19 protein-coding genes are annotated in these 26,872 nt (G+C 44.2%); 5 read left to right on the top strand and 14 right to left on the bottom strand.

The features are described 5' to 3' along the window. Positions 1-250: 250 nt before the first annotated feature. Both AC5JPT_RS13235 and AC5JPT_RS13230 read left to right on the top strand, forming a co-directional pair. On the top strand, positions 251-3,157 hold the full coding sequence (locus AC5JPT_RS13235; protein ID WP_493858379.1) for an LPS-assembly protein LptD: 2,907 nt from the start codon (positions 251-253) through the stop codon (positions 3,155-3,157). A gap of 158 nt (positions 3,158-3,315) precedes the next feature. Continuing rightward, a complete protein-coding gene (locus tag AC5JPT_RS13230; protein WP_493858378.1) occupies positions 3,316-4,710 on the top strand; it encodes a peptidylprolyl isomerase in 1,395 nt (464 codons plus the stop codon). A 455-nt stretch (positions 4,711-5,165) separates the two neighbouring features. Here the strand turns inward: AC5JPT_RS13230 and AC5JPT_RS13225 are convergent, their stop codons facing one another. Beyond that, positions 5,166-6,341: an endonuclease/exonuclease/phosphatase family protein gene (locus AC5JPT_RS13225; RefSeq protein WP_493858377.1), complete on the bottom strand. Its 1,176-nt coding sequence runs from the start codon at positions 6,339-6,341 to the stop codon at positions 5,166-5,168. 447 nt (positions 6,342-6,788) lie between these two features. Here AC5JPT_RS13225 and asd point away from each other — a divergent pair, with 447 nt between their 5' ends. Then, positions 6,789-7,922, top strand: a complete 1,134-nt coding sequence (gene asd / locus AC5JPT_RS13220; protein ID WP_493858376.1) for an aspartate-semialdehyde dehydrogenase — start codon at positions 6,789-6,791, stop codon at positions 7,920-7,922. A gap of 113 nt (positions 7,923-8,035) precedes the next feature. Here asd and AC5JPT_RS13215 read toward each other — a convergent pair whose 3' ends face one another. After that, on the bottom strand, positions 8,036-8,692 hold the full coding sequence (locus AC5JPT_RS13215; protein WP_493858375.1) for an SOUL family heme-binding protein: 657 nt from the start codon (positions 8,690-8,692) through the stop codon (positions 8,036-8,038). A gap of 293 nt (positions 8,693-8,985) precedes the next feature. Here AC5JPT_RS13215 and tgt point away from each other — a divergent pair, with 293 nt between their 5' ends. Further along, positions 8,986-10,137 (top strand): tRNA guanosine(34) transglycosylase Tgt, encoded by a 1,152-nt coding sequence (gene tgt, locus AC5JPT_RS13210; RefSeq protein ID WP_319050055.1) that lies wholly within the window; start codon positions 8,986-8,988, stop codon positions 10,135-10,137. A 138-nt stretch (positions 10,138-10,275) separates the two neighbouring features. Here the strand turns inward: tgt and AC5JPT_RS13205 are convergent, their stop codons facing one another. The 12 genes from AC5JPT_RS13205 to rimO form a co-directional block, all read right to left on the bottom strand. Beyond that, entirely contained in the window at positions 10,276-11,628 is a 1,353-nt protein-coding gene (locus tag AC5JPT_RS13205; RefSeq protein WP_319050054.1) for a sodium-dependent transporter, read from the bottom strand. Between the two features lie 308 nt (positions 11,629-11,936). Next, complete coding sequence (lpxA, locus tag AC5JPT_RS13200; RefSeq protein ID WP_493858374.1) at positions 11,937-12,716, bottom strand: acyl-ACP--UDP-N-acetylglucosamine O-acyltransferase; 780 nt, start codon at positions 12,714-12,716, stop codon at positions 11,937-11,939. Between the two features lie 176 nt (positions 12,717-12,892). Then, the gene (gene fabZ, locus AC5JPT_RS13195; protein ID WP_319050051.1) at positions 12,893-13,420 is read right to left on the bottom strand and encodes a 3-hydroxyacyl-ACP dehydratase FabZ; all 528 of its coding nucleotides are present in this window, start codon (positions 13,418-13,420) and stop codon (positions 12,893-12,895) included. Between the two features lie 46 nt (positions 13,421-13,466). Next, entirely contained in the window at positions 13,467-14,483 is a 1,017-nt protein-coding gene (gene lpxD / locus AC5JPT_RS13190; RefSeq protein WP_493858373.1) for a UDP-3-O-(3-hydroxymyristoyl)glucosamine N-acyltransferase, read from the bottom strand. Positions 14,484-14,621: 138 nt separating this feature from the next. Beyond that, positions 14,622-17,021: an outer membrane protein assembly factor BamA gene (gene bamA, locus AC5JPT_RS13185; protein ID WP_443524566.1), complete on the bottom strand. Its 2,400-nt coding sequence runs from the start codon at positions 17,019-17,021 to the stop codon at positions 14,622-14,624. Between the two features lie 263 nt (positions 17,022-17,284). After that, positions 17,285-18,661, bottom strand: a complete 1,377-nt coding sequence (gene rseP, locus AC5JPT_RS13180; RefSeq protein ID WP_493858372.1) for an RIP metalloprotease RseP — start codon at positions 18,659-18,661, stop codon at positions 17,285-17,287. Positions 18,662-18,763: 102 nt separating this feature from the next. Beyond that, entirely contained in the window at positions 18,764-19,972 is a 1,209-nt protein-coding gene (gene ispC / locus AC5JPT_RS13175; protein WP_493858371.1) for a 1-deoxy-D-xylulose-5-phosphate reductoisomerase, read from the bottom strand. Between the two features lie 159 nt (positions 19,973-20,131). Further along, positions 20,132-20,941, bottom strand: a complete 810-nt coding sequence (locus tag AC5JPT_RS13170) for a phosphatidate cytidylyltransferase (protein ID WP_319050046.1) — start codon at positions 20,939-20,941, stop codon at positions 20,132-20,134. Positions 20,942-21,115: 174 nt separating this feature from the next. After that, a complete protein-coding gene (uppS, locus tag AC5JPT_RS13165; RefSeq protein ID WP_443524571.1) occupies positions 21,116-21,874 on the bottom strand; it encodes a polyprenyl diphosphate synthase in 759 nt (252 codons plus the stop codon). A 305-nt stretch (positions 21,875-22,179) separates the two neighbouring features. Continuing rightward, on the bottom strand, positions 22,180-22,734 hold the full coding sequence (gene frr, locus AC5JPT_RS13160; protein WP_319050044.1) for a ribosome recycling factor: 555 nt from the start codon (positions 22,732-22,734) through the stop codon (positions 22,180-22,182). A gap of 98 nt (positions 22,735-22,832) precedes the next feature. Then, positions 22,833-23,558 (bottom strand): UMP kinase, encoded by a 726-nt coding sequence (gene pyrH, locus AC5JPT_RS13155; protein ID WP_319050043.1) that lies wholly within the window; start codon positions 23,556-23,558, stop codon positions 22,833-22,835. A gap of 172 nt (positions 23,559-23,730) precedes the next feature. Further along, positions 23,731-25,332: a 30S ribosomal protein S12 methylthiotransferase RimO gene (gene rimO / locus AC5JPT_RS13150; protein ID WP_493858370.1), complete on the bottom strand. Its 1,602-nt coding sequence runs from the start codon at positions 25,330-25,332 to the stop codon at positions 23,731-23,733. A gap of 134 nt (positions 25,333-25,466) precedes the next feature. On the opposite strand from rimO, the gene AC5JPT_RS13145 reads away from it, so the two are divergent. After that, positions 25,467-26,828 (top strand): two-component system sensor histidine kinase NtrB, encoded by a 1,362-nt coding sequence (locus tag AC5JPT_RS13145; protein WP_493858369.1) that lies wholly within the window; start codon positions 25,467-25,469, stop codon positions 26,826-26,828. Positions 26,829-26,872: the final 44 nt, after the last annotated feature.

The raw sequence follows: 26,872 nt of genomic DNA, 5'->3' as shown, positions 1-26,872 counted from the left end.
ATGCTCAACTGAACGCTCTATCTCGTTCACAATCAGCTTGCTTATATTATAAATTTTGGTAAATAGTGTAGCTGATTTGGTTTTTTTTGACTATGATTAGTCGTCATTATATGTAAATAGCCAAACTCTTGAGACGACGCTATCAATAAGTGATCTTTTAGCCGCTTATTGGCAGTGATGTATTGTCGAACAGTATGGCTATGCAATTCAGTATCGCAATCCAATAGGCTCTGCAATCATAGGTGTGCCCTTGTTATATTCTCCGCTTTACCAAAGCATTCGTTTGATCTTATTTGGTGCCTTAGGCTTTTCTAGTCTATCTGTCAGTGCAGCTATTAACGATGCTGACACCCAGTCAACTGAGCCATCAATGAGCAGTGCGAGCAGCTACGCCTCTGACGACTCAGACTCAGAGCTAAGCATCACAGCAATTAATGAAGCCGATGATACGTCATCTTTACAACCCGTAGATACAATGGACAGTGCTCCAAAAATCAATGACACACGGGCCAGCACGACTATTACACCTAACCGCACAGTAACAGATAACCAACAGCTCGATACTAGTGATGAGAGCATTCAAGCCAGCCTCACGCGTTTGGCAGAATTTTATGAGCTCACGCCAGAAACAGACACTTCTGCCTTAAACACTTCTACCTTAGATAATGTCGATGAGGTAACGATCGTCGAATCAGAGGATACCCAGAGCACCCTAGCACCAGCAGCCCAAACCATTCCAAAAGTCGGTAAAGACTTACGGCTACTTCCAAGTGCGGTAGATAGCGCGCAGCGCTGTGAAGGTCAATGGGTCTATCCAAAGAGCAACCCTAATTACCAGCGTGCTGTGAATGAAGCTGGTGCTGCAAATGGACAACCTATTGCTGATGTAGATAGCGTACCGAATAACCAAGCGCCCCTGTTTACAGAGTCAGACTATGGTTATTACAACAATATTAACTATGCTGAGCTGTCAGGCAATGTCAAAGTCGATCAAGGCACCCAGCACATTGAAGCAGAAAAGGTCGTTATTGACTTGAGTAACGGCGTTGCCGCTGCACAGGGCAAGGTTATGTTTACTGATCAGGCAACTGGAAAATCAGTCAAAAGTACGCCAAACCGCTCTCAGGCGAGCCTAAATGACAGAGCAAGGCAAGGCGGTCTGATTGGAGTCGCAGATAGCCTGAACTATAATACAGAAACTGGACAATCAACGGCCAATGATGTGGCCTTTGCTAGTGTCGAGTTACAAGCACATGGTTATGCTAAGCGCTTGAACAAACCCAACGATAGTGAGTACGAGTTGGACGAGGTGATGTTTAGTACCTGTCCGCCTACCAATCGTAAATGGCAGTTCGATGCCAAAAGTATCGATCTAAATACCGATACTGGACGCGGTGAAGCTTACGACACCACCTTTCGTATTGCTGACGTACCTGTATTTTATCTCCCCTACTTTAATTTTCCGATAGACAGCCGGCGTAGCAGTGGGTTTTTGTTACCTAGTGCTAGCGTGAGTAGCGAAAGCGGTGTCGAGCTTGATGTGCCTTATTATTTTAATCTAGCACCCAATTATGACGCCACGCTCAATACTCAAATATATACCAACCGCAACCCTATGTTGTCAGGCGAGTTTCGCTACTTGACCGAAAATTATGGTGAAGGGATCGTTAGCGGCTCTTACTTGCCTAACGACAAAGAATTCAATGATGAAGATCGTAAAAGCTTATTTTATGATCACTATTGGTCGTCCAAAGATATTCCACGCTTGAGTGCGGATGCCAAATATAGCTACGTTTCGGATTCAGATTATCTTGACGATTTTGATAATTTAGGTTTATCAGATAACACCATCAACCTACCACGCCGTGCTCGCGTTAATTATTACAATGATTATGTCGATGGTGAGCTAAAGGTTGAAACTTTTCAGACGCTAGATGCTTTTACCGATGATGGTGAGGCGTTAGAAGACAAGGACAAGCCCTATTCACGCCTACCACAGCTCAAGCTTGACTATAGACTACCGTGGGCAAAGAACTTTGACATCACTGGTGTGCATGATTCTGCCTATTTCAAAAAATCTATAGATGATGGTTCTGAAGATGAGAAGAGCGGCGCACGTATCTATAATAAACTGAGCGCCGTTTACCCGATGGAAAGATCTTGGGGCTATATTAGACCGAAGCTAAGCTTGCAACATCTCTACACCTCATATGATGAGGACAGCTTGGCAGATAATGATATTAGTGAGGAAGATGGTAGCCAGTCCGTATTCGTGCCACAAGCCAGTATTGATGCGGCACTGAACTTCTATCAAGCAGGCTCACCTTTTGGTGCTTTTGATGACACTATGGGTGGCTACCGCTTGCTCAGTCCACGAGTCAAATACACGTACTCGCCGTACAAGAACCAAAATGATATCCCTAACTTTAATACTCGTATTGCCTCTATCAACTATGAGCAGCTATTTTCGGACAGTTGGTTCTTAGGGCATGATCGCTTGCAGGATTTGCACTCTATCACGCCTGGCGTCAATTATCGTTACATCGATGCAACGGGTGTGACACGTTTTGATGGTAGCATTGCAGAACAGTTCTATATAGATGATGGACGTGTAACGCTTGATGATGAGCAACGAGTTTTCAACTCCTCGTCTTCGGGCATGGTATGGGATACCAGTACCCAACCTTACAATAATTTTTGGGTTGATGTCAGCGGTGCGCTGACTAACGACTATGATTTGAACTATATTACGACTGAGCTACGCTATCAACCCTCAGACAATAGCTTATTCAATGTGGGCTATGTTAAACGTCAGCGCGACGAAAATACGGATCAGTTGCCATTGTCTGCTTTTACGGCTTCTGCTGTTTTCCCTATCAATAATAGCTGGCGGATATTGGCTCAAGGTCAATATGATTATAATAGTAATAAGATGCTTGATTCACTTATCGGCGTTGATTACGAAGATTGTTGCTTTGGTTTTGCAGTTTATGGTCGTCGTTACTATAATGACCTAAATGTGAAAGACGAACCAACAGAAGCGGTTATGGCAGAGATACGGTTGAATGGTCTTGGTAGTGGCAGCAGCCGCTTAACACGATTGCTCGCTGACAAAGTGTTGGGCTTCGAACCTGTTCAGACAGCATGGAAAGACTAATGCACTTTTTGCTAGCGTGACCTATTATTTAGACGAATATTTGTAAGACATTACTTGAACCCCTATTATGGTCAACGCTGTCGAATAATTGATTATTAACAGTATTGGATAGCGTTGACCAACTACCATCCGATGCGATGACATTGATGAGGAGCATCATGAGATTTTTTTCTTTACGTCAAACCAGCCGTGCTGTACTGCTATCTACGGGCGCTAGCCTTGCGCTTACCTTAAGTGCTCAAGCAGCCACTGTAAAACCTGCAGCAGTACCAGCATCGTCGACCGCAGAACAAAGCACGGCAGCTCGTTTGACACCTGCTACTAGTACAGATGGTATCGTTGCCTTAGTAAACGAAAATGCTATTCTAAAAAGTGAGCTGGTCAATGCTATTACGCAGACCCAAGCGCGTGCACGAGCAGCAGGAGAACCTATTGCCAACTCATCGCAGCTACAGTCTGAAGTGCTAAATGCCCTGATCTTGCGTGAACTGCAATTATCAATGGTAAAACGTGTCGGTGTATCGCCTGATGAAGCGGATATCAATCAGCGCTTAGCTCAGATCGCTCAAGCTGAAGGCATCAATAGCATCTCGGGACTGCAGCAACGTCTAGATGCCGCCCGTCCTGGTAGCTACGCTGCGCTGCGTGCTCAGCTTATTGAAGAGGCCTCTATCCAAGCACTGCAGCAGCGTCAAATCAGTCGCCGTGTGCGCATTAGTGAACAAGATATTGATGCCTTTTTGGCATCACCAGAAGCAAAGCGTCTAAACCAAAGTGAATATCAAACCGTACACGTCCGTGTTCCCTATATAGATGACTACAGCCGCTTGTCAGAAGCGCAGCGCGCAGAAGCCTTAACAGTGGCTCAAAACTTACGTACTCGTCTGCTTGCGCCAAACGTCAGTGTCTCTGAAGCCGTTGCGGCAAGCCAAGGGAGCTACCCTATTCCTATTCAAGGTGGGGATATGGGCTTTCATAAAGCAGCCTCTCTACCTACAGAGTTATCGAGTAAGATAACCAAGCTTGATGTTGGCGCAGTTAGTGAGCCACTATTAACACCTGAAGGTATCGATATCATCAAATTGGCTGATAAAAAGGCCAGCGATACAATGCTCATACCGCAGTGGCATACTCGTCATATCTTGGTGAAAGTAGATGAACTTCAGACTGATGCGCTTGCTGAACAAAAAATCAACGACCTGTACGACCAATTGCGTAGCGGTGCTGACTTTGCTAGTTTAGCGTCGACTTATTCGGATGATCCAGGCTCAGCTGGGCGCGGTGGTGATCTAGACTGGGTCAGTGAAGAAGATATGGTTGGCCCATTCGAAGCCACTATGAAAAACACGGTAGTTGGTGATTACTCTGCACCGTTCAAAACTCAGTTTGGCTGGCACATACTAAAAGTCGATGGCAAGCGTGAGCAAGACGTTAGCGAACAGTATCGTCGTAATATGGCACGTCAAGCGTTGTATCAGCGCCTAGCGCCACAAGCCAAAGAAGACTGGTTACAAGAGCTACGTGCAGGTGCTTACGTCCAAGTGTTGGGCTAAATACTTATTGTTTGAGTACTCGGCAACAAGTAGTAATACGAGTATCAGAAAGGGTATGTGCAGTAGCATGTGCCCTTTTTTGCTACCTAAAAATGGATAATTTATTATTGAATCATAAAGATAGCTGACAACAAACTTATCCAATACAGATGTCTGAATACCGCTAGCTATATTAGCAACCCATTACATTTCCAAATAACACACAAAGAAAAGCCCCGAACCTAGGGCGATTGGTTCAGGGCTTTGACGCTTCATGTTATTGTTATTATCTCTCTTCCATGTTGACTCATCCTGAGTCATAAACAGTAACGTATAAGACAGCGGGCTGACCTGTTCTTGTATTGGTACCGTCTCAACACTGCATCCTTGCGTATCCTTGTGTTGATGGAGGTATTATAGGACAATCAATGTAGTACGAATAGAAGCTAAAGACCTTATTTGACGTAAGCATATGCTTACGTTACGACAGCATCAGTTCTGTCTGCTTGCGATATCTGTTGTGAAGCAAAATTGCGCTGTTCTTCTCTATGCTCATCTGATACTTTTTTACCTTCTTTTTTGCCCTCTTCTATTTTATGGTCTGCTTCTTCCACATCCTCTGCTTCGGCAGTAGGTGCATTACCCTCTTGATTACTGGTCTCCTCTGGCTCGTATTGCAGAGTGGTCATTACAGGAAAATGATCTGACCCTATAGACGGCATACGCTTGATATCGACGACCGTAAAACAAGCACTGTGAAAGATATGGTCTAAAGCCCAGCGTAAAAACGGGTATTTGACATGAAAAGTATTGATAAAATGTCGACCAATACGAGGATCTAGTAGACCCGAGATGCGCTGAAAACGTCGCGTTGTTTTTGACCATGCCACATCGTTGAGATCACCAGCCAATATCGCCGTTTGGTTATTTTCTTTGATGTGTTTGCCAACCATGAGCAACTCAGCATCACGCGTGGTTGATTTATCAGCTTCAGTTGGACTAGGTGGCATGGGATGTAAGCAATATAACCAAATCACCCGTCCGCCCTGCAGACGCAGCTGAGTATGAACAGAAGGTATGTCATCGATCATCAGATACTTAACCTCAGGATCTATCAGCTCAAGCTTAGAATACAGATGCATACCATATAGGTTGTCGAGTGGTACCTTGACCGTATAAGGATAATCAGATTCAATTTGGTGCAATGCTTTTTCCCACTTTTTATCACTCTCTAACGTTATTAAAATATCAGGCTGCTTTTGTCCAACCAACTCAACCAGTTTTTGCGTCTCATCATTAGGTGTCAGTACGTTTGATACCATAATTTTCAAGTGATGGACTTTTCCTTCTGGCTTATCTTTTGCTTTTTGGACTTCCTTTTTCCATAGCTTGGTATAAGGCAGGACCATTCTTAGCTGAAAGGCTAAAGTGATGCTAAGTATAACGAACAGCAGCCACTGACCCAACTCCCACTCTGAAGAGAACACGATCATCCCCAGCCAAGCAATAATACCAAGCACCATGATCTGAATACGTGGAAACTCAACACCGCGCACCCACCAATTATCAAGCGGTATCCAGCCCCAGATTGTGACAAATGCGATGAATCCTGCTAGCCACTGTAGGCCATAATATAATAGTGAGAGATCCATAGTATGTACTAACCGTTTATTGAGAGGATAATAGAGTCAATGATGTCAGACATCGTTTGTTCAATGACACAGTGCATCATAGTCTTAATGTGACCGAACTGACGTTAGGCAATAATGCTAGAAGCTTACTTTAGCATTTCATAGGATTTTCGCCTACAAGTGAGTCATAATTATGGGGCAACTGTCATAAAAATTTACAATGTCAGACCCCTTAGTATAATGAGTATGTGTAAATGCGCCGACATTCGGAGCATTACTCTACGATACTAGAAACGAGTAGATGTCTCAGTGATTTTGAATAGTGATAACCTAAAGTTATAGTGAGCATATTTAATAGTGTATAGAAAATGACCAAATAATAGCCAAAACGCCTTGCTTTTTTTTGCCATTCACGGCATTGTTATCGGTTGATGACGCAACAAATAATTGTAAATAGGATTGAATTTCATGAGTAATTTAACAGTAGGCTTGGTAGGCTGGCGCGGTATGGTAGGGTCAGTATTGATACAACGTATGCAAGAAGAGAATGACTTCAACGGTATCACGCCTGTGTTTTTTTCGACCAGCAATGCGGGTGGCGATGCACCAAAATTTGATGGTATTGAGACCGGTCAACTAAAAGATGCTCATAATATTGAAGCACTCGCTGCTTGTGACGTGGTTATTACCTGCCAAGGTGGTGACTATACCTCAAAAGTTCATCAACCACTGCGTGATGGCGGTTGGAGTGGCTACTGGATTGATGCGGCAAGTACCCTACGTATGAAAGATGAAAGCATCATCATTCTTGATCCCGTCAATCGCAGTGTCATTGACGATGCCTTAGCTGGTGGCAAAAAAGACTTTATCGGTGGCAACTGTACCGTATCATTGATGCTGATGGCCATCGGCGAGCTGTTCAATAGAGGCTGGGTTGAATGGGTCAGCGCAATGACGTATCAAGCGGCAAGTGGCTCTGGTGCCAATAATATGCGCGAGCTGATTTCAGGCATGGGTGTCTTGCATGACGCTGTACAGGATGAGCTGGCCAATCCTGCGAGCGCTATCCTTGATATTGATAAAAAAATCGCGCAAACTCAGCGCTCAGCCGACTTTCCTACGCAGTACTTCGGTGTACCGCTTGCAGGCAGCTTGATCCCTTATATCGATGTTCAGTTAGAAAACAAACAATCAAAAGAAGAGTGGAAAGGTGGTGTTGAAACCAACAAGATCTTGGGCAATGATGACGCAAGCACCATTCCTATCGATGGTATGTGTGTACGCGTGGGCGCCATGCGCTGCCATGCACAGGGCCTAACCATCAAGCTCAAAAAAGACATCCCACTAGAAGAGATCGAAGCGGCGCTCAAAAACAGTGGCAACGAATGGTTGGACTTAGTCGAAGATGACAAAGAAGCCACTATGAATCGCCTCACCCCAGTGGCAGTAACTGGGACACTAACTGTTGCGCTAGGTCGCCTGCGTAAACTTAATATGGGTCCTGAATATTTGGGCGCATTTACTGTTGGTGATCAGCTACTATGGGGCGCAGCAGAGCCATTACGCCGTATGCTCAACATCATCCGTGAGCAAAACAGCTAAACCAGCTGGCTAAAAATTGAACACAAAAAAGACAGCAATGGCTGTCTTTTTTTGATTAATAATCGAGATAGTATAGGAAACTAGTGGCATTCCTTTAGAGTCCAGTAGAACGACTACTTTTGCTCATAGGCAATCATGACTTCATTGCGGCGCAAGAACGGTAATGTCCATGGTTCATCATAGCGTGCCAACTCAGGATCACCTGTAGGCGTTAGATTTTTGCTTTGCATCCAATCCTGTAGCTCTTGTGTCTTTTTATCTACTTTTTCACTTCCAGTAAACCCTGAAAATTTAATCACACCGTACGTTTGTGCAGGTACTTCTACGATTTCAACATCTGGATTGTTTGGCTTAGGCAGTGTTTGCATCGTATATTTGCTAGGCATCGTAAATTGTACGCGCCATTTCCCGTCATCTTGTTGCATACTGACCGGTGCGGTCATCGCGATTTTTTGTGAGTCACTGCCATCATCGTTATTGGGCTGCATAGTGACGGGCGCTGTCATGCTGATCTTACTACTGCCACCTGTTGGTGCGGTATTGTTACCAAAAATATAGTCTGCAAGTACTTTGAACCCTGCACGACTTGCCGCGCGTTGGTCACCGCTTACCCACGTCTGTGCTACGAGCTGTTCATCATAGCGACGTAGTTCAAAATCGTCTGTTTGTGCCAATAACGTGTACTCAGGCTCTTCTACATCAGCCGCCATCGCCCCTTTCGATATCAACAATAATCCGCCTGCTAATAATAAATACCCTGTCTTTTTCATATTGTTTTCCTAGTTTTTTAAAGTATGGTTTTTTAAATTTTAGTTTTTTAACGTATAGCCTAATGACGCTAAATGCCTCACCAGTATGATTGATACTTTATCAATGACGACTCGTACTGTCTGTGTCTTTTGAGGTATGGTCTGTGTTTTTTGGTTATGACAAAGTGACCATAGCCAATATTATTGAGTATCGCGTTCACCGTATATGGATAGCACTCAATATCTATGTCCAAAAAATTAACCAACAATGCTATAATTAGCGCCATTTTCATAGCTTACATAGCGGTTATCATATGCAATTTGTCTTACATAAAACGGCCAGCGGTGACACGCGTGCACGCCGTGGTACGGTTCATCTCAATCATGGCGATGTGCAAACGCCTGCTTTTATGCCTGTTGGTACTTATGGTACGGTCAAAGGTATGCTGCCACGTGACATCGAAGCCATCGGTGCTGATATTATTCTAGGCAATACTTTTCATCTTTGGTTACGTCCGGGTACTGAGGTGATTGATAAATTTGGTGGTTTGCATAAGTTCATGCATTGGGACAAACCTATCTTGACCGATTCTGGCGGTTTTCAGGTATTTAGCTTGGGCGCCATGCGTAAGATTACCGAAGAAGGCGTTAATTTTAAATCGCCTATCGACGGCGCCAAGGTATTTCTCTCTCCAGAAAAATCGATGCAGATCCAGTACAGCTTAAACTCAGACATCGTTATGCAGTTTGACGAATGTACGCCTTACCCCGCGACTCACGAAGAAGCAAAGAAATCTTTAGAGCTATCGCTACGTTGGGGACAGCGCTGTATTGATGAGCATAACAGGCTGGGCAGTACCAATGCCTTGTTTGGTATCGTACAGGGTAGTATGTATCCTGATCTACGTCAGCAGTCACTTGAGGGTCTGCTAGAGATTGGCTTTGATGGTTATGCTATCGGTGGTCTATCCGTTGGTGAACCCAAAGAAGAGATGATAGATGTCCTAGACTACCTCCCTGATGATATGCCAGCAGACAAGCCGCGCTATCTTATGGGTGTTGGTAAGCCTGAGGATTTGGTTGAAGGCGTACGCCGCGGCGTCGATATGTTTGACTGCGTCATGCCTACTCGTAATGCGCGTAATGGTCATTACTTTGTGACGGGCGATGCAGACAATGCTGGTGTGGTACGTATTCGTAATAGCCAGTATCGCAATGACGAAGGTCCACTAGATCCAGAGTGCGATTGTTATACTTGTCAGAACTTTAGCCGTGCGTATCTGTATCATTTGAATAAGTGCAAAGAGATGCTAGGAGCTCAGCTGGCGACCATCCATAACCTACGCTACTATCAGCGATTGATGCAAGGGATTAGAGATGCTATTGAGCAAGATCAGTTCGATGAGTTCGTGAACGAGTTCTATAGTAAACGTGGACAAACCGTGCCTGAGCTGAACTTACGTTAGTCTGTTGTAAGCGTTACTGATAGCTTTGATTATTGATAGCTTCATTGTTAAACATAGAAAAAGGGCTTAAGATAATTCTTAAGCCCTTTTTCTATGTTTAACATTAGATGATTTAGTAATGCTAAATCACTATTAATATTAGCCCATTAGCGACGTTACAAATACCACCACAACAGCGATTGGGGCGATGAATTTTGCAACGATCTGCCAAAGCTGCCATGTGCCATTAGATAAACCAAGCTCTTGCTGGATAGCACGTTGATCCATCTTCCAACCAACGAATAAAATAGCAGCAAGACCAGTCAGAGGTAATAAGAATTTACTGGTAAGCTTATCAAGTGCATCAAAGATACCATTACCCATGATAGTAAAGTCCGACCATAGGTTGAACGATAGCAATGCAGCAATACCTAATAGCCAGATTACCGTACTTGCAACGATAGTCGATACAGTACGACTCATCGAGGTACGCTCTTCTAATAACTCAACGGTTGGCTCAAGTAGTGAGATAGATGAAGTGATAGCAGCAAAGGTGATAAGCAAGAAGAACAATGCACCAATAATAGTACCTGCACTCATGCTACCAAAAGCAATCGGTAGACTAACAAAGATAAGACCAGGACCTGCAGCAGGGTCTAAACCATTACTAAAGATAATTGGGAAGATGGCTAGACCAGCAGCCAACGCAATAACGGTATCTAAAATAACAACCGTACGTGCTGTTTTTAGTAAGTTCACTTCACGGCCTAAGTACGAACCATAAGCAACCATGATACCCATACCAATCGATAGTGTGAAGAACGCATGACCTAGTGCTGCCAGCATAACGTCAGCTGTCAGTTTGCTAAGGTCTGGCGTGAATAGATAAGCCACTGCCTCACCAAAGCCACCATTCATCACGTTATAACCAACGATAACGAACAAGATAACACCTAGCAATGGCATTAAGATCTTAGCTGTTTTTTCGATACCACTTGTGACGCCAATACCAACGATGACCGCGGTTAAGATCATAAATACGGTATGCCAAATCGTCAATGTACCCGCTGACGCGAGCATAGCATCAAAGGTTGCAGCGACAGAATCGCTATCTTGACCCACAAAGCTACCTGTTGAGATTTTTGTAATATAGTTAAGTGCCCAACCACCAATGACACTATAAAACGATAGAATCAAAAAGCCACCCAAGATACCAGTAGCACCAACGATGCTCCAGCTACGTGACTTGCCTTCACTAGCAGCGACATCTGCAAAAGTGTTGACTGGGTTTTTTTGTCCACGGCGACCAACTAGCCACTCAGCAACCAGTATGGGAAAACCAACCAGAGCGATACAGAATAAATAAGCAATAACGAAAGCTGAACCACCGCTTTCACCTACCATGTATGGAAACTTCCAAATATTTCCTAGACCTACTGCTGAGCCTACTGCTGCCAATACGAAGCCAAAACTCGAGCTCCACTGTGCATGTTCTTGTTTGTTGATAGCCATTTTTTCCGTCCTCGTGCTCAAATTAACATCACTGATAATCATCCTTGATCACCACAAATAGCCAGTACCACTACCGAACTATTCAGTAAACACTTCGATGTGAAGCGCCCAGTAACATTAAGAAAGAATTGTTTACAATATCGTAAACGCTCAGTTTCTGCTAAGCGACTAAAAAAGTCAAGTATTCATAAATATAAAAAGCCATAACAATTGGTTATGGCTTTTGGCGCTATTATCTTTTATTAATAACCTTTTGGCAAATTAAAAAATATAAAATGGCATCATAGGTTAGTAGTCATAATACCCTTTTAGCGCACCACACCGCGGCGACTGTTTTGTAGTGAATCGATAAGGAGCTGTATTTTTGGCTCTTGAGGCAGTAGCTCATTGTTAAGCGTTTCGAGCGCTTGTACCGTCGTCAAACCTGACCTAAAAATCACACGGTACGCTTGACGGAGTGAGTTAATAGTCTCTTTCGACCAGCCTTTACGGCGCATTCCTTCAACATTCATACCATGAGTTTTGGCTGGATTGCCAGACACCATAGTAAAGGCAGCCACATCTTTCAGAATCAAGCTTGCCCCGCCCACTAAACTATAATCATCTACCGTGCAAAACTGGTGAATACCTGAATTGCCACCTATGATTGTGTGATTACCGATGGACACATGACCTGCTACCCCGACGTTATTTGCTAATACATTATGATCACCAATCACGCAGTCATGCGCCACATGAGTATTGACCATCAGTAGATTGTGGCACCCTATTTTAGTCAGCCCGCCATCCTGAGCAGTCCCGCGATGTAAGCTGCACGCTTCGCGAATGGTATTATGATCGCCAATCTCAAGCCAAGTGCGCTCTCCTGCATACTTCAGATCTTGTGGATCTTCACCAACACTTGCAAACTGATAAAACTGATTGTGCGCACCGATACGTGTTAGCCGAGTCACGACTACGTGGCGATGCAGTACCGTATGTGCACCAATGGACACCTCATCACCAACGATACAATAAGGACCAATAATGGCAGTCTCATCAATCTGCGCAGATGGGGAGATGAGTGCTGTGGGATGAATCTGACTCATAATGTGAACCCTTGTATCATTTAATACGAGTAAATAGTAAGCCCAATACAACCCATCTAGCCTCATTAATGATATTAATACTAGGCTGTATTGTTAAATATACCTGCTAATTATAATTGTAATGGTCGGTTTGATATCACTTTTTATGCACTTTTATTGAATACGCACTTTTTCGCTTATGCATCTTTGATTTTTTGCTGCTCTTGGCGTGCAATCATAATTTGCGCACTGGCAGCAAGCTCATCTTCAACATGTACTGTACAATCAAACTTATAAATACCATGACGTTGCATGACTGTTTTTGCACGAATGATGAGTTGATCACCTGGAATGACACGACGCTTAAAGCGCACTTTGTCTACTCCTGCAAACAGGTAAAGATAACCATCTTCTGCGGTCAAACCAGCACTAATAAACCCAAGCACGCCTGAAACCTGTGCCATTGACTCTACCATCAGTACCCCTGGCATGATCGGCTCATCAGGAAAGTGACCATTAAAAAACTCTTCATTGATCGTCACGTTCTTGATACCCGTGATGCACTCGCCAGGTGTACAAGCGACAATTCTATCTACCAACATAAAAGGATAACGATGCGGCAAATAATGCTTAATCGTCTGGTACGTTAATGGTAGCTTAAGACCTTGTTCAGCCAAGCTTTTGATATCTTCGTCGGTTGGGATATCTATGTTGTTGCTGCTCATAATGCCGCTTCCTTGCTGTGTTTTGAATATTGATTGATTGTGTAGATTAATTACGACCAAGCTGACGAAAGCGTACTGCTGCACGTCGCCAGTTAGCAGTTGGCATCGCAGCGGTGCCAGAAGAGTATGAACCAGCAGTTTTTATGGATTTGGTGACCATCGTCATACCAGACAATACGACATCGTCTGTAATTTCGATGTGGCCTGTAATACCAACAGCACCGCCAATAATGCAGCGCTTGCCAATGGTAGTACTACCTGCAATACCCGTATGGGCGGCAATAGCTGTACCATCGCCGATACGCACATTATGAGCAACCTGTACTAGGTTATCAATAATAACATGGTTGCCAATGATCGTATCGTCAATAGCACCGCGATCGATACAAGTCTGGCTACCAATACGCACGTGATCACCAATGACCACACGGCCTAATTGAGCAATACGCTCCCAGCCTGAGGTACTAGGATCTGAGGTAGGTGCAAACCCAAAGCCTTCAGCACCTACGCTCACCCCTGTATGTAGTCTAACATGGCTACCAATAACGCAATCATGGCCGATAACGACTTGTGGCTTGATGACACAATCTGTACCAATACCAGTATGTGCTTCGACGACCACATGGGACTCTAGCGAGCTACGTGACCCTACCTGTACATGCTCACCAATCACACAAAAAGGACCAATAGTAACCTCATCGCCAATAATGGCACTATCAGCAATGACAGCACTGGGATGAATTCCTTTGGACGATAGCTTACGAGCAAACAGCTGACTGGCGCTGGCATAAGCCAAGTATGGATTTGATACTACCAATGCTACGGCTGATGCAGGCACTTGATCCCGATACGAGTCTGTAACTAGAACGGCACCTGCTTGGCTAGTAGACAAGCTAGAGATGTAGTTAGGGTCTGCTAGAAAACTGAGCTGTTGCTCACCAGCAGTGGTTAGACTGCCAACGCTGACAAATGGTCGACATAACTGATCAGCATCCAGATCAGCCTTATTGATAATAGGCTGCCGCTGCTCGATCCGAGTGATAAGTTGCTCAATCGTTATCATAATGACTATTAATAGAATATAGGTGTATATAAAACGGTCGTCAAAACACATTGTTATTTTGACGACCTACTGGAAACTAATGACATTCTAACCTATTCAAATAAACATAAGAGCGGTTAGATAGATTTTATTAGTAATCTAGAATGTATTACCGATCTGGAACTGAACTTTTTCAGTCTCATCACCTTCTTTGTCATTGAAAGGCACCGCGTAACTGAGTGAGATTGGACCAATTGGCGTATACCACGTCACACCGGCACCAGCACTAAAGCGGAATTCATTGTCTTGCGTTAATAGAGGTACATCTGAATCATTAAAGGTTCTGTCTTCTTTATCAGAGGTATCAAATACCTGACCACCTTCAGCAAATAGCACTGGACGTACTTGATCTGCCCAATCGCCTTTGAATGGCATCGGTAAAATCAGCTCGCTACCAAAAGTAACTAATGCATTACCACCAACCTCTTCTGCTAAAAAGGTTTGGTCGTCTGGATCAGTGACCGCGTCATAATACACTTGTGATTTAGGCCCTAGAGTAGACGACTCATAACCACGTACTGAGCCGTAGCCGCCTGCGTAGAAGTTCTCGTAGAAAGGCAAATCATTACCATAGCCAAGCTTGGTGTAACCACGTGCGACTACATCTTTATATAGCGGATAATATACGTTGCCGCTATACACAAGTTTTTGATAATTTGCGTCGCCCAAACCGATAGTGGCATCGACACTATGGCTCATACCTTTAGTTGGAAATACTGGACGATCTAGCGTACTGTAGTCCCAACCAAGTAATAAGTTATAGGTTTGATAGTCATTTCTGAATGTCGAAACGCCATCATCGTCTTCGTCAAATGTTTGCGTACCACCATCGTCCAGAATTTCTTGAGCATTCGAGATACCTAGGAAGCGACCGCCACGTACTTTTGTGTTGTCAACATTGAGTCCTGCACTAACACGCTTGGTTTCATCAACAGGATAGCTATAATTTAGCGTTGCACCATATGAGTCTGTCACATAGTTACTGACGTTGTCATCATCATACTTGGTCTTACGATAGTAGGCACTAACACCCTGCGAGACGCCATTTTCTGTGAAATACGGATCGGTATAGCCCAAACTATAAGAGTCACGTGTCTCCGAGCGAGAAAGGGCCGCTTTGACGCGGTTACCTGTACCCATAAAGTTATTTTGGGTCAAATCCAACTGGAAGGTCACACCACCACTCTGTGAGTAGCCCGCTGCAATCGTTGAGCTACCAGAAGGTTGCTCTTCTACCGTGTAGCTAACATCTACCTGATCTGGCTGATTAGGCACTGGCTTTACATCGACATTGACCGCTTTAAAAAAACCTGTACGCATAAGGCGTGTGCGTGACAATTGGATCTTTTCGCTAGACGCAAGTGCCCCTTCTAGCTGGCGCATTTCACGGCGCAGCACTTCGTCTTGTGTTTTTAAGTTACCTGTAAAGTTAATACGGCGAACATAAATAGGACGTGCAGGATCAATGTAATAGTCTACATCAACCATTTTGGTATCGTCATTAATACGTGGTACTGGTCTGACTTGGGCTAGATAATACCCTTCGTTACCATAGCGTCTTTTGAGCGCGGCAGTAGTGGCATCTAATTTGGCTTGTGAGTACTTTTCGTTAGGTGCAAAAGTAACCAGCTCATTCAATTCATTGTTATCAAAAGTAGGTTTGCCTAAGAAATTGGTTTCACCAAACTGGTATTGTTCACCTTCAGTCAGACTGACTTCAATAAACACACTCTGCTTATCTTCACTGATATTTAGTACCGCATTATCTACTGCAAAACGCACATAACCATCATTCTGGTACAACGCTTTTAGGTTTTCTAAACTGGCGGCCAGTTTTTCTTGTGCATATCGGTCAGACTTTGAGAGCAAACGTGTCCATGACGATTCTTTTACCGCAAAGACGTCTTTGATTTCTTCGTCACTAAAGTGTTTGTTACCGATCACATTGATATCGACCACTTTGGCAGGCTTGCCTTCGATAAAACGCACATCAAGTTTGACGCGATTGCCATCGAGTACCGTCTGATCTACTTCGATATTGCTGTTGTAATATCCTTGACTGATATACTGCTGTTGTAACTCATTAGCCACGCCTTGTAGCGTTGACTGCTTTAGTACATCACCAACTGACAAACCAGCATTACCAAGGCCTTGCTCAAGACCTTCTTTTGGAATGAGTTTGTTACCTTCGAAGTTTACCTCAGCAATGGTTGGACGCTCAACCACGTCGAACCTTAGATTACCGCCTTCGACACGGCTTTGAATATCAGCAAAATTTTCAGTCGCATATAGTGCCTTGATACTGGCAGCCAAGCTACTGTCATTTACCGTATCTCCTACCGTAATAGGTAGGACCGGATAGAGGCTATCAGGGGTTAGGCGTTGCAAACCATTGAAACCGATGTCAGTGACTACAAATTCTGCAGCCTGTACTGGCATACTCATCATTGCTACAACTAACGGCAACCCAGCCGCGCTCATAAATAAAGGCGTACGCATAAACACTATCCGTCAATAAAAAACTTGCTAAAGTTAAGTTAAAAAATATATGTTGTCTAGCCCGTTTTGCATGAAGTTGCAACTCCATACATGGCTGACTCAGAACACTTTATATAAAATGCATCACAAAATAAACTAAAAATTACGATTAGTACAGAGGCTACGACACAAAATATCTTGCGTATCATAACAATAATCAGTAGATAAGAGTCACTAAGCCATTAGTATATCGTGGTTTATCAAATATATTATGGATTAATTGATTAAAACAGCCTACTGATGTCATTACCAATTGCTAACACCATGAAACCTGCCAGTAAGAGTAAACCGATATTTAGCCCGACCATTTGCACCCCTTCAGAGAGCGGTTTACCACGAATCAGCTCAATAAAATGATAAACAATATGACCACCATCCAATACTGGAATGGGTAAAAGATTCAATACCGCCAGACTTAGACTAATGAGCGCGGCAGTCGATAGTACCATCTGCCAACTGATATCGAAGCTTTGTTTGGCAACTTTGGCAATGGTAATCGGACCTGATAGATTATCTAGACCAATCATTCCTGAGAGCATTTTGCCCATAGAGTCTACCGTCATCACGGCGAGCTGTTCAGTCTTCTCGAACGACTTGACCAAAGACTCACCAGGGCCATAGACCACGGTGGTTTTGTAAGCATCAGGGATCACGATCTCAGTCTGGTCTACCATAGCACCAATTTGTCCATAGTCGTTGCCCATGTTGTCCTTTTTGCCTTGCGGCATGATCTGTAGCTGGACAGTCTTATCATCACGCAACACAGTGAACTCAAGCAATACCTCAGGATTGTCACGAATGATACGCGTGGCGCTGATCCAGTCTTTGATTGCTTCATTATTGATGGCTATAATACGATCGCCTACTTGTAGACCTTGACGACTGGCGGCGCCATCAGGAGCCAAACCGCCAACAATCGGCGCAATCTGTGGCTGCCATGGCAACATCCCAAAGCTGGTCAACGCATCTTTGCCCTGTGCCTCACCTTGCATAAATTGGGTGACAGGAGCTTGATAGGTTTGGGTCGATTGATTGGCCTGGGTATCCGACTGTAGGGTGATGCTCACATTGTCCGTCTCGCCCATACGCCCTGCAAGACGATAGTTGATACCTTCCCACGTCTGTACCTCATGTCCGTCAATCGCAACAATCTTATCACCGACAGGTAACTTAGCCATTGCCGCAGGTGTGTCTGGCAGTACCTGCCCAATCTTAGTCGCCAACTGCTCAGATGGTGTCATAAATAACACCCAAAAAAGTCCAATGGCAATGATAAAATTCATGATGGGACCGGCGGCAACAATCGCAATTTTTTTGAGTGGATGCTGATGATTAAATGCCAAGTGCTGCTCATCTTTTGCGACATTGCCTTCACGCTCATCAAGCATTTTGACATAACCGCCCAGTGGTAAGGCCGAGATACGATAGTCGATACCGCTTTTTTTACTGGTCCAACCAAACAGTTTAGGACCAAAACCGATAGAGTATGTTAACACTTTGACACCGCACATCCGTGCCACAATATAGTGCCCCCACTCGTGCAAAGCGATGAGTGGACCTAAGACAAATATTGCTGCAAGAAGCGTTAGTAAAAACGTCATGATCTTTTCTCAGTAGGGTTCTTAGCATCTTTTATTAACATTGACATATTTTATCAGTACTGCCGTCGCAACTATCGTTTGGCTCAACTGCACTTGGAGTAATTACGCCAGTTTTGCCACAAGCTTGTCCGTCAAGTGACGTGCTATCTTATCAATGGCCAATATATCTTCGATATCAGCAGCAGCATCTAAGGGTGGCAACTGTATATCATTCAAAGCTTGCTCATTAATATCTGCAATATCAGTCAAGCGTATTTGACCATTCAAAAATGCGGCGACTGCAATTTCATTTGCTGCATTTAAGACAATAGTCGCCTGTGTACCAGTTTGCATGGCTTGACGCGCCAAACGTAGACAGGCAAATTTTTGTAGATCAGGCTCAATAAATTCTAAACCACTGAGTGCAAACAAATCTAAAGGCTGCGAGCCACTATCAATACGATTCGGGTAGCTGAGTGCATGAGCGATTGGCGTTTTCATGTCTGGGCTGCCCAGCTGCGCTAAAAAACTGCCATCACTATATTCTACCATTGAGTGAATGATACTTTGTGGGTGAATCACCACATTTATCTTGTCTTCAGGCAAGTCAAACAGATGACAGGCCTCTATCAGCTCAAGTCCTTTATTCATCATTGTGGCCGAGTCGACAGATATTTTTTGCCCCATTGACCAGTTAGGATGTTTGACCGCTTGGGCCACACTTGCTTGCTGCATCTGCTCAAATGACTGTTGCAAAAATGGACCGCCAGAGGCAGTCAGCCATAGCTTACGGACACCATGGTCTGGCTCATGAATTTGGGTGTTGTCTTGTTGAATAGCAGGCGGTAAACACTGAAAAATAGCATTGTGCTCAGAGTCGAGTGGCAGCAAAGTGGCTTTATGCGTTTTGACTGCATTGATCATAACTTGCCCTGCCATCACTAGGGCCTCTTTGTTAGCAAGCAAAATACGCTTGCCTGCACGCGCCGCGGCTAAAGTAGACGGCAGCCCTGCTGCACCTACGATAGCGGCAACAACAGTATCAGTTTGGGAGTCAGTGGCGATATCTACTAACCCTTCTTCTCCGCCTACGACGTCACTATCGATTCCTGCTGCTTTAAGCCTTTTAGCAAAATCGTCTACCGCTGCCATTGGCACACTAACGCGCTTTGGCAAGAACTGCTGACACAGTGCAAACAGCTTGTCTAAACGGTAGTAGCCTGATAATGCGTAGACTTCGTAGAGATGCGGCTGCACAGCCAAAATTGCTAACGTACTATCGCCAATCGAGCCTGTCGCGCCTAATACGGCGATGCGTTGGGTCATAACCATTGATGCCTATGATATTTAGAAAGTAAAAGAAGAATAAACAAGATATGAAAAACTATAAAATGATGTAATCGTGGATAAGGCTGTCTATGAAATGCTCGCCAAGACAGTCACTTAGCTTGAGTATCATACTCATACAACCAGCTAAGCGACCCTGTCATCTTATACCACTATTAAACCCAGCTGCTGTATCAGCCAAAAACCAAGGGCAAATATAGGCGTGGCAGATAACAATGAATCAATGCGATCTAATATACCGCCATGACCTGGCAAAATAGTTCCAGAGTCTTTGACATCAGCACGACGTTTGAGCATTGATTCAAACAAATCACCAAGTACAGAGGCAAGAATAGTGATTGCAGATAGTGCGGCAAAAGCAATTAGCGCAAGTCCTGTCAGCTGTAGCTGGAACACACTGATCGCAACCACTACCAGTAAACCGGTAACCAAGCCACCAGCTAAGCCCTCCATACTTTTATTGGGTGAGACATTGGGTGCCATCTTTCGGCGACCAAGCTTACGGCCAACGAAGTAAGCCCCACTGTCAGCGCACCATACCAATAAGAACACGTAAAGGAGCCACCATGCTGATAGCTGCCACAGATAAAACATCGCTGTGATTGACGCTGTCAAAATGACCACACCCATCAATGCTAGTTGTTTACCATACCATTTGGTCTGCGTGGGGAATACTTTGACCCAAGATAACGCCATCAGCCATATGACTAGTGAAGCAATCCACCAGAAGAGCCAAGTTACCTTGAACATAAGCGACAATACAGTAATGACGAATACCAATAACACAAATACAATCGGCTGACGCCATTTCGGCATTAGTTTTGCCCACTCGTGAGCCGCAATAACCACGCCAACCGCTAGCAGCGGCGCAAATAAAACAGGTGTTTGGCTCGCAAACATTGCAATACCAACGATAATAACGAGAACAATTGCCGTCTTAATTCGTTGCCACATACTTATCGAGCCTTATAATGATGATGAAAATACAGCCAAGAGATGTATTGTAATTGCTAGTTGATTATCGCCCAATAGCAGCAGTGACACTAATTAAAGCGGTTTATCATTTCACAAGCAAGCGATATTGACCACTTATAGGGTACTAATTGAATTTTTATGACGACAAACACTTCAGTGGCTTTGCTGCTCTGTCACAACCTGCTCGCTAGTTTTGCCAAAGCGGCGTTGACGCTGTGCAAACTCGGCAATCATCGAAGCAAGTTCTTGTGGGACAAAATCTGGCCATAAAGTTGGCGTAAAAAACAACTCGGCATAGGCCGCTTGCCACAACAAGAAATTAGATATCCGGTAGTCACCGCCTGTACGCACCAGCATATCTACTGCTGGTACGTCGGCCAGTTGTACCTGCTCACCAAGCCTCTCAGCGTTGATATCTTCAGGATTGAGATCACCTGACTGCACCTGATGTGCCAGTTGTTTTGCAGCGTGGGCAATATCCCACTGTCCACCATAACTGATGGCAATCACTAACGTCATAGCCTCAAAGTTCGCGGTCTTTTGCTCAGCATCTAGCATTAATGCTTGCAGCTCTTCACTAAGCTGACTGCGATCACCAATGAAACGCAAACGAATGCGGTATTTATGCATACGCGGCATTTGCTCATTGATGGTCGATGCCAATAGTTGCATCAATAGTGCCACCTCACTAGGTGGACGTTGCCAATTTTCACTAGAAAACGCAAATACGGTCAGCACTTCGATACCAACATCGACACAATACTCAACCAAAGGATCTAGCGCATTTTTACCAGCGATATGACCTTGGCCCTTACCCAATTTATTGGCTTTACCGTAGCGATTATTGCCATCCATAATGATAGCGATATGATGAGGAAGAACAGTAGGTGCAATAGCGGCTGGAGAGGACATAGGCAAACTTGCTTATTATTAAGGTGAAATAATGATAACGTGTGCAGCAGCGATTAAAAAGCGTCATGTAAATAATTCACAAACTTATCGTCATTGAGAGATAAAATCCCTTAATAGATTGTAAACTAAACCATCTAATCTATAGTCTGCCATGTTGTGGGCAAACACTACAAAGTTATGGATAGATCAATAAATGCATATCGATATATCCAAGAATAAACAGCCAATAGTTATCACGTATTGGCTGTCACATTATAAATAGTCGATTGAATTGAGCATTGCTATAAATAGCAAGTGTATCAATATCAGACTTCCATCAGGTCGCTTTCTTTTTTGCTTAAGCGACTATCGATAGTTTCGATATATTTGTCAGTGATTTTTTGAATATCATCATTGGCGCGGCGCTCGTCATCTTCTGAGATTTCTTTTTCTTTTGCTAAATCTTTGATGTCATTCATCATATCACGGCGGATATTACGGATAGACACACGGCTGCTCTCCGCTTCTCCGCGTGCAAGTTTTTGCATGTCGCGGCGAGTGTCTTCTGTCAATGCTGGCATTGGCACACGAATCACATCAGCAGTCATTGGGTTTAGACCCAAGTCCGCTTCACGAATAGCCTTATCTACTGCTTGAACCATGGTACGGTCAAACGGCTGAACCAGTAAGGTGCGTGAGTCTTCAACGTTGACGCTTGCAACTTGGTTTAGCGGTGTATCAGAACCGTAGTAGCTGACCATGACACCTGACAACATACCTGGATGGGCACGTCCAGTACGGACTTTACTAAAAGTGCTCTCAAGCGCTTCTAGTGTTTTTTGCATGCGTGATTCGCCGTCTTGCTTAATCTCTTTAATCATTATGTGTCCTTATTTATCGCTATCGACAAATTTTTTATTTACTATTAGGGTGTTAATTATAAGCTGCTTGCTAAACTCTGCGTTCAGTGCCACATCAATTAATGAAAAACGCGTGTCCCTTCGTTTTCGCCCATGATGACGTTCAACAGGGCATTGGGTTTGGTCATGTCAAAGACTTGTAGCGGTACATTATGCTCACGGCACAGTGCAATAGCCGTTAAATCCATCACGCCAAGTTTTTGTTCTAACACTTCATCAAAAGTGAGACCATCGTATTTTTTGGCATCAGCGTGTAGGCTTGGGTCTTTGTCATAAACCCCATCAACCTTAGTTGCTTTTAGGATCAAGCCCGCTTCGATCTCGATACCGCGCAGGCATGCTGCTGTATCAGTCGTAAAGAATGGATTGCCCGTCCCTGCAACGAAGATACAGACTTCACCGTTTTTGAGATAACGAATCGCATTACGACTGCTATAACTTTCGGTAACCTCACCAATTGGCAATGCAGACATCAGGCGTGTTTTGATATTACGACGTTCAAGGGCATCGCGCATTGCTAGACCATTCATAACGGTCGCTAACATACCCATCTGATCACCAGTGACACGGCCAACCAAGCCTTCTTTTTGTAATTGAGCACCGCGATATAAGTTACCACCGCCGACCACGATACCGACCTGAACCCCTAATCCGCGCAAGTGAGCAATAGATAGGCTCATTTTATCAAGCACTTCGGTATCAATACCCATGTCTTTGCTACCAGCCAAGGCTTCGCCAGAGAGTTTTAGCAAGATACGAGCGTAACGCGGGTTTTTGTCAGACATGAGGTCACCTTATTATCATGAAATTATAAAGAAAATTATGGGTAAAACACAAATCAAGTTTGGTCGCAACGCTGCACTTAAAGACAAGCGTATTAAACAGGCTAAATTGCGCTAATTGTAGCAAAAACTGCCCGCCATTGGGCAATTTTCACTCGTATATCTTGTCAAATGCCTAACCTTGATAACTGGCAAATAGATCGTATTCGCTAGCATCATCAATCGTCACTGTCAAGAACTGCCCAACTTTGACTTGATCATTGATCTCATCGACATAGACATGACCGTCGATCTCAGGGGCATCCGCATAGCTGCGGCAAATAGCAATATTCTCATCGCTATCAATCTCATCGACCAATACCATTAAGGTTTTACCTACTTTTTCTTGCAGTTTTTGTGCTGAGATGTCTTGTTGCAGCGCCATCAAGCGCTCATAGCGAGATTGTTTGATGTCTTCAGGTACGTGATCTGGCAAATCATTGGCGACAGCGCCTTCTACTTCTGAATACGTAAAAGCACCCACGCGATCTAGGCGCGCCTCTACTAACCAATCAAGCAAGCACTGAAAGTCTTCTTCGGTCTCACCAGGGAAACCGACCACGAAGGTCGAACGAATCACAATATCAGGACAGATATCACGCCATGCTTTGATACGCGCTAAGGTGTTTTCGCTGTGCGCAGGACGTTTCATCGCTTTTAGAATACGATGGCTGGCATGCTGAAACGGAATATCGAGATAAGGCAACAGTTTCTTTTCGCCCATAAGTTCGACGACTTTGTCTACGTGTGGATACGGATAGACATAATGTAAGCGTACCCAAATCCCTAAATCATTCAATGCTTGGCACATGTCATAAAATTTAGACTTGAGCGGCATGCCATTCCAAAAACTAGTCTTATACTTTAGATCAAGGCCATAGGCTGAAGTATCTTGCGAAATAATAAGCAGCTCTTTCACGCCCGCCTTTTTGAGCGCCATGGCTTCATTCATAACATTGTCAATTGGACGCGATGCCAAATCTCCGCGCAGACTTGGAATAATACAGAACGTACAGCGATGATTACAGCCTTCTGATATCTTTAGATAGGCGTAATGACTTGGCGTTAGTTTGATACCCGCCTCATCAATCAGATTTATTTTTGGATCGTAGTTGGCATCCAAGCTACGATTTGGTCTTGGCACATGCTGTGCAACTGCCGTAATTACTTCATCATAAGCATGCGCGCCCGTCACTGCGAGCACAGCAGGGTGCATCTCACGGATCTTGTCCGCTTCTTTGCCCAGACAACCCGTGACAATCACCTTACCGTTTTTGCTAATGGCCTCGCCAATCGCGTCAAGTGACTCTTGAACCGCTGACTCAATAAAGCCACAGGTATTAACCACGACCAGATCAGCACCATCGTAGTCGCTGGCAACTTGATAGCCATCACGGCTAAGCTCAGTAATGATACGCTCACTATCTACCAATGCTTTTGGACACCCTAGTGACACAAAGCCAATTTTTGGTGCTGTCGTTACTGGCGCTGCACTGGTTGACATAGTGGCAGTAGCGTTCGCAGACGTCACATCGCTACTTTGAGTGACGCTACGGTTTTGATTATGATTGGCTTTATGATGGTAAGGTTGGCTAGTATTAGCTTGGCTGCTATCTGTCTGGCTCTGCTCTTTTGCCACAGCTGGCTTAGCAGGATTAAAGACGGTGGCAGTATCTTTTACGGCTGACGTGGAGGTTGTCGTTGTCGTGTTCACTGACTCGGTAGAAGTTTTGGACATGGCTGACCTTGCTAGAGATAAATTGGCTGAGCGCATTGTACGTTTTTTTTGCAAAAATCACCAGTTTTGCCGCTCTATAGTCTTGATTTGTGGTTAAATATTCAATCAAACATCCTATTTTTTGGGTAACATTCATGACTGCTGATTTTATCACCACCAAAACCACCCCTGATTTAGCATTTGTATCACAGCATCTATTTACTGCTATTTTATGGGTCAATGACCAGTTATCGATTACACGTCTAAACGCACAAGCAGAGCAATTACTGGCAATTAGTAGTGGAAGATTAATCAATCAGTCTATCTTAACGCTATTGGCACCTGAGGAGTTAAAACCCAAAGAAAGCGCCACTTTGGATAATAGCGACAATAGTGAGAATGGGCATCTGGATGAGCCTATCTGCTCTTTAAGAGAGCGTTTTAGTCAAGCGCAAGATTACCAGCAACCGTTTATTGACCATGATCACCTCATCAAGACGCCATTAAATGGCAACCTATTACTCTCTGTCGACTATAGCGTGACGCCTGTGATCTATGAGCAGCAGTCATACTTCATCATTGAGATGTGGGGAAAAGATCGCCAAAGCCGCATATCAGAGGAGCAGCGCCAGCAGCAACAATATGCCGTTGCCCGTCATATGCTACGGTCAGTCGCTCACGAGATCAAAAACCCACTCGCGGGTATCCGCGGTGCCGCGCAATTATTGCAGCGACAATTTATCAAATTCAGTGATGTCACGACCACCAATAATAATGCTACCGCTAGCAGTACTTCATCGAGTGTCAGCGCTGATACAAATGATGATTTGCAAAAAATGAATCAAAAACTGCGTAACTATACTGATATCATCATCTCAGAGACCGATCGCTTGACACATCTGATTGGGCAGTTGCTTGGCTCCAACCAACTGCCCAACTGGCAGACACTAAATGTCCATGAACCCCTAGAGCATGTGTTGACTTTGGTCGTCAGCCAGTATCCAAAAATAATAATACAGCGAGATTATGATTTGTCATTGCCTGAGTTGTGCGCTGACAAAGATCAGTTGATTCAGGTATTTTTGAATATCATCAATAACGCTTGTGAGTCTATGACTGAGTTCGAGCAAACGCTGCAACAGAATAAACTCTCTGACTCTAAAGACGCATTGTCCGCTGACGTGCAAGCCAATATAAATTCTGATTATCAGCCCACTCTGCACATCCAGACTCGCGTTGCCTTTCAGCACACCATTATAGGACAGCAGCACAAGCAAGTATTGCAAATCACCATTACCGATAATGGTTCAGGCATTGATCCTGCACTCATTGGACAGATATTTTTCCCGATGGTGACTAGCCGTGCTGCAGGCACTGGTCTTGGGCTATCCATCGTGCAAGATATCATTAGCCACCACCATGGTATGATTGATGTGAGTTCTACAAAAGAAGCCAGTGACAATCAAACACGTTTTACGCTATATCTGCCCTTTACTCAGCCTATCGCTGAAACGTAGAACACATTATGCTCTAAAACTGCTAAATTATAAGACGCTCAATC

It is taken from the genome of Psychrobacter sp. H26 (assembly GCF_059073035.1).
Note: the sequence above shows the minus strand (reverse complement) of the source record. Positions and strands in the feature narration are given on the sequence as shown.

Coding starts and splice junctions, on each gene's coding strand:
- AC5JPT_RS13230 (WP_493858378.1), top strand. CDS start 3,316: ATGAGATTTTTTTCTTTACGTCAAACCAGCCGTGCTGTACTGCTATCT.
- AC5JPT_RS13225 (WP_493858377.1), bottom strand. CDS start 6,341: ATGGATCTCTCACTATTATATTATGGCCTACAGTGGCTAGCAGGATTC.
- asd (WP_493858376.1), top strand. CDS start 6,789: ATGAGTAATTTAACAGTAGGCTTGGTAGGCTGGCGCGGTATGGTAGGG.
- AC5JPT_RS13215 (WP_493858375.1), bottom strand. CDS start 8,692: ATGAAAAAGACAGGGTATTTATTATTAGCAGGCGGATTATTGTTGATA.
- tgt (WP_319050055.1), top strand. CDS start 8,986: ATGCAATTTGTCTTACATAAAACGGCCAGCGGTGACACGCGTGCACGC.
- AC5JPT_RS13205 (WP_319050054.1), bottom strand. CDS start 11,628: ATGGCTATCAACAAACAAGAACATGCACAGTGGAGCTCGAGTTTTGGC.
- lpxA (WP_493858374.1), bottom strand. CDS start 12,716: ATGAGTCAGATTCATCCCACAGCACTCATCTCCCCATCTGCGCAGATT.
- fabZ (WP_319050051.1), bottom strand. CDS start 13,420: ATGAGCAGCAACAACATAGATATCCCAACCGACGAAGATATCAAAAGC.
- lpxD (WP_493858373.1), bottom strand. CDS start 14,483: ATGATAACGATTGAGCAACTTATCACTCGGATCGAGCAGCGGCAGCCT.
- bamA (WP_443524566.1), bottom strand. CDS start 17,021: ATGCGTACGCCTTTATTTATGAGCGCGGCTGGGTTGCCGTTAGTTGTA.
- rseP (WP_493858372.1), bottom strand. CDS start 18,661: ATGACGTTTTTACTAACGCTTCTTGCAGCAATATTTGTCTTAGGTCCA.
- ispC (WP_493858371.1), bottom strand. CDS start 19,972: ATGGTTATGACCCAACGCATCGCCGTATTAGGCGCGACAGGCTCGATT.
- AC5JPT_RS13170 (WP_319050046.1), bottom strand. CDS start 20,941: ATGTGGCAACGAATTAAGACGGCAATTGTTCTCGTTATTATCGTTGGT.
- uppS (WP_443524571.1), bottom strand. CDS start 21,874: ATGTCCTCTCCAGCCGCTATTGCACCTACTGTTCTTCCTCATCATATC.
- frr (WP_319050044.1), bottom strand. CDS start 22,734: ATGATTAAAGAGATTAAGCAAGACGGCGAATCACGCATGCAAAAAACA.
- pyrH (WP_319050043.1), bottom strand. CDS start 23,558: ATGTCTGACAAAAACCCGCGTTACGCTCGTATCTTGCTAAAACTCTCT.
- rimO (WP_493858370.1), bottom strand. CDS start 25,332: ATGTCCAAAACTTCTACCGAGTCAGTGAACACGACAACGACAACCTCC.
- AC5JPT_RS13145 (WP_493858369.1), top strand. CDS start 25,467: ATGACTGCTGATTTTATCACCACCAAAACCACCCCTGATTTAGCATTT.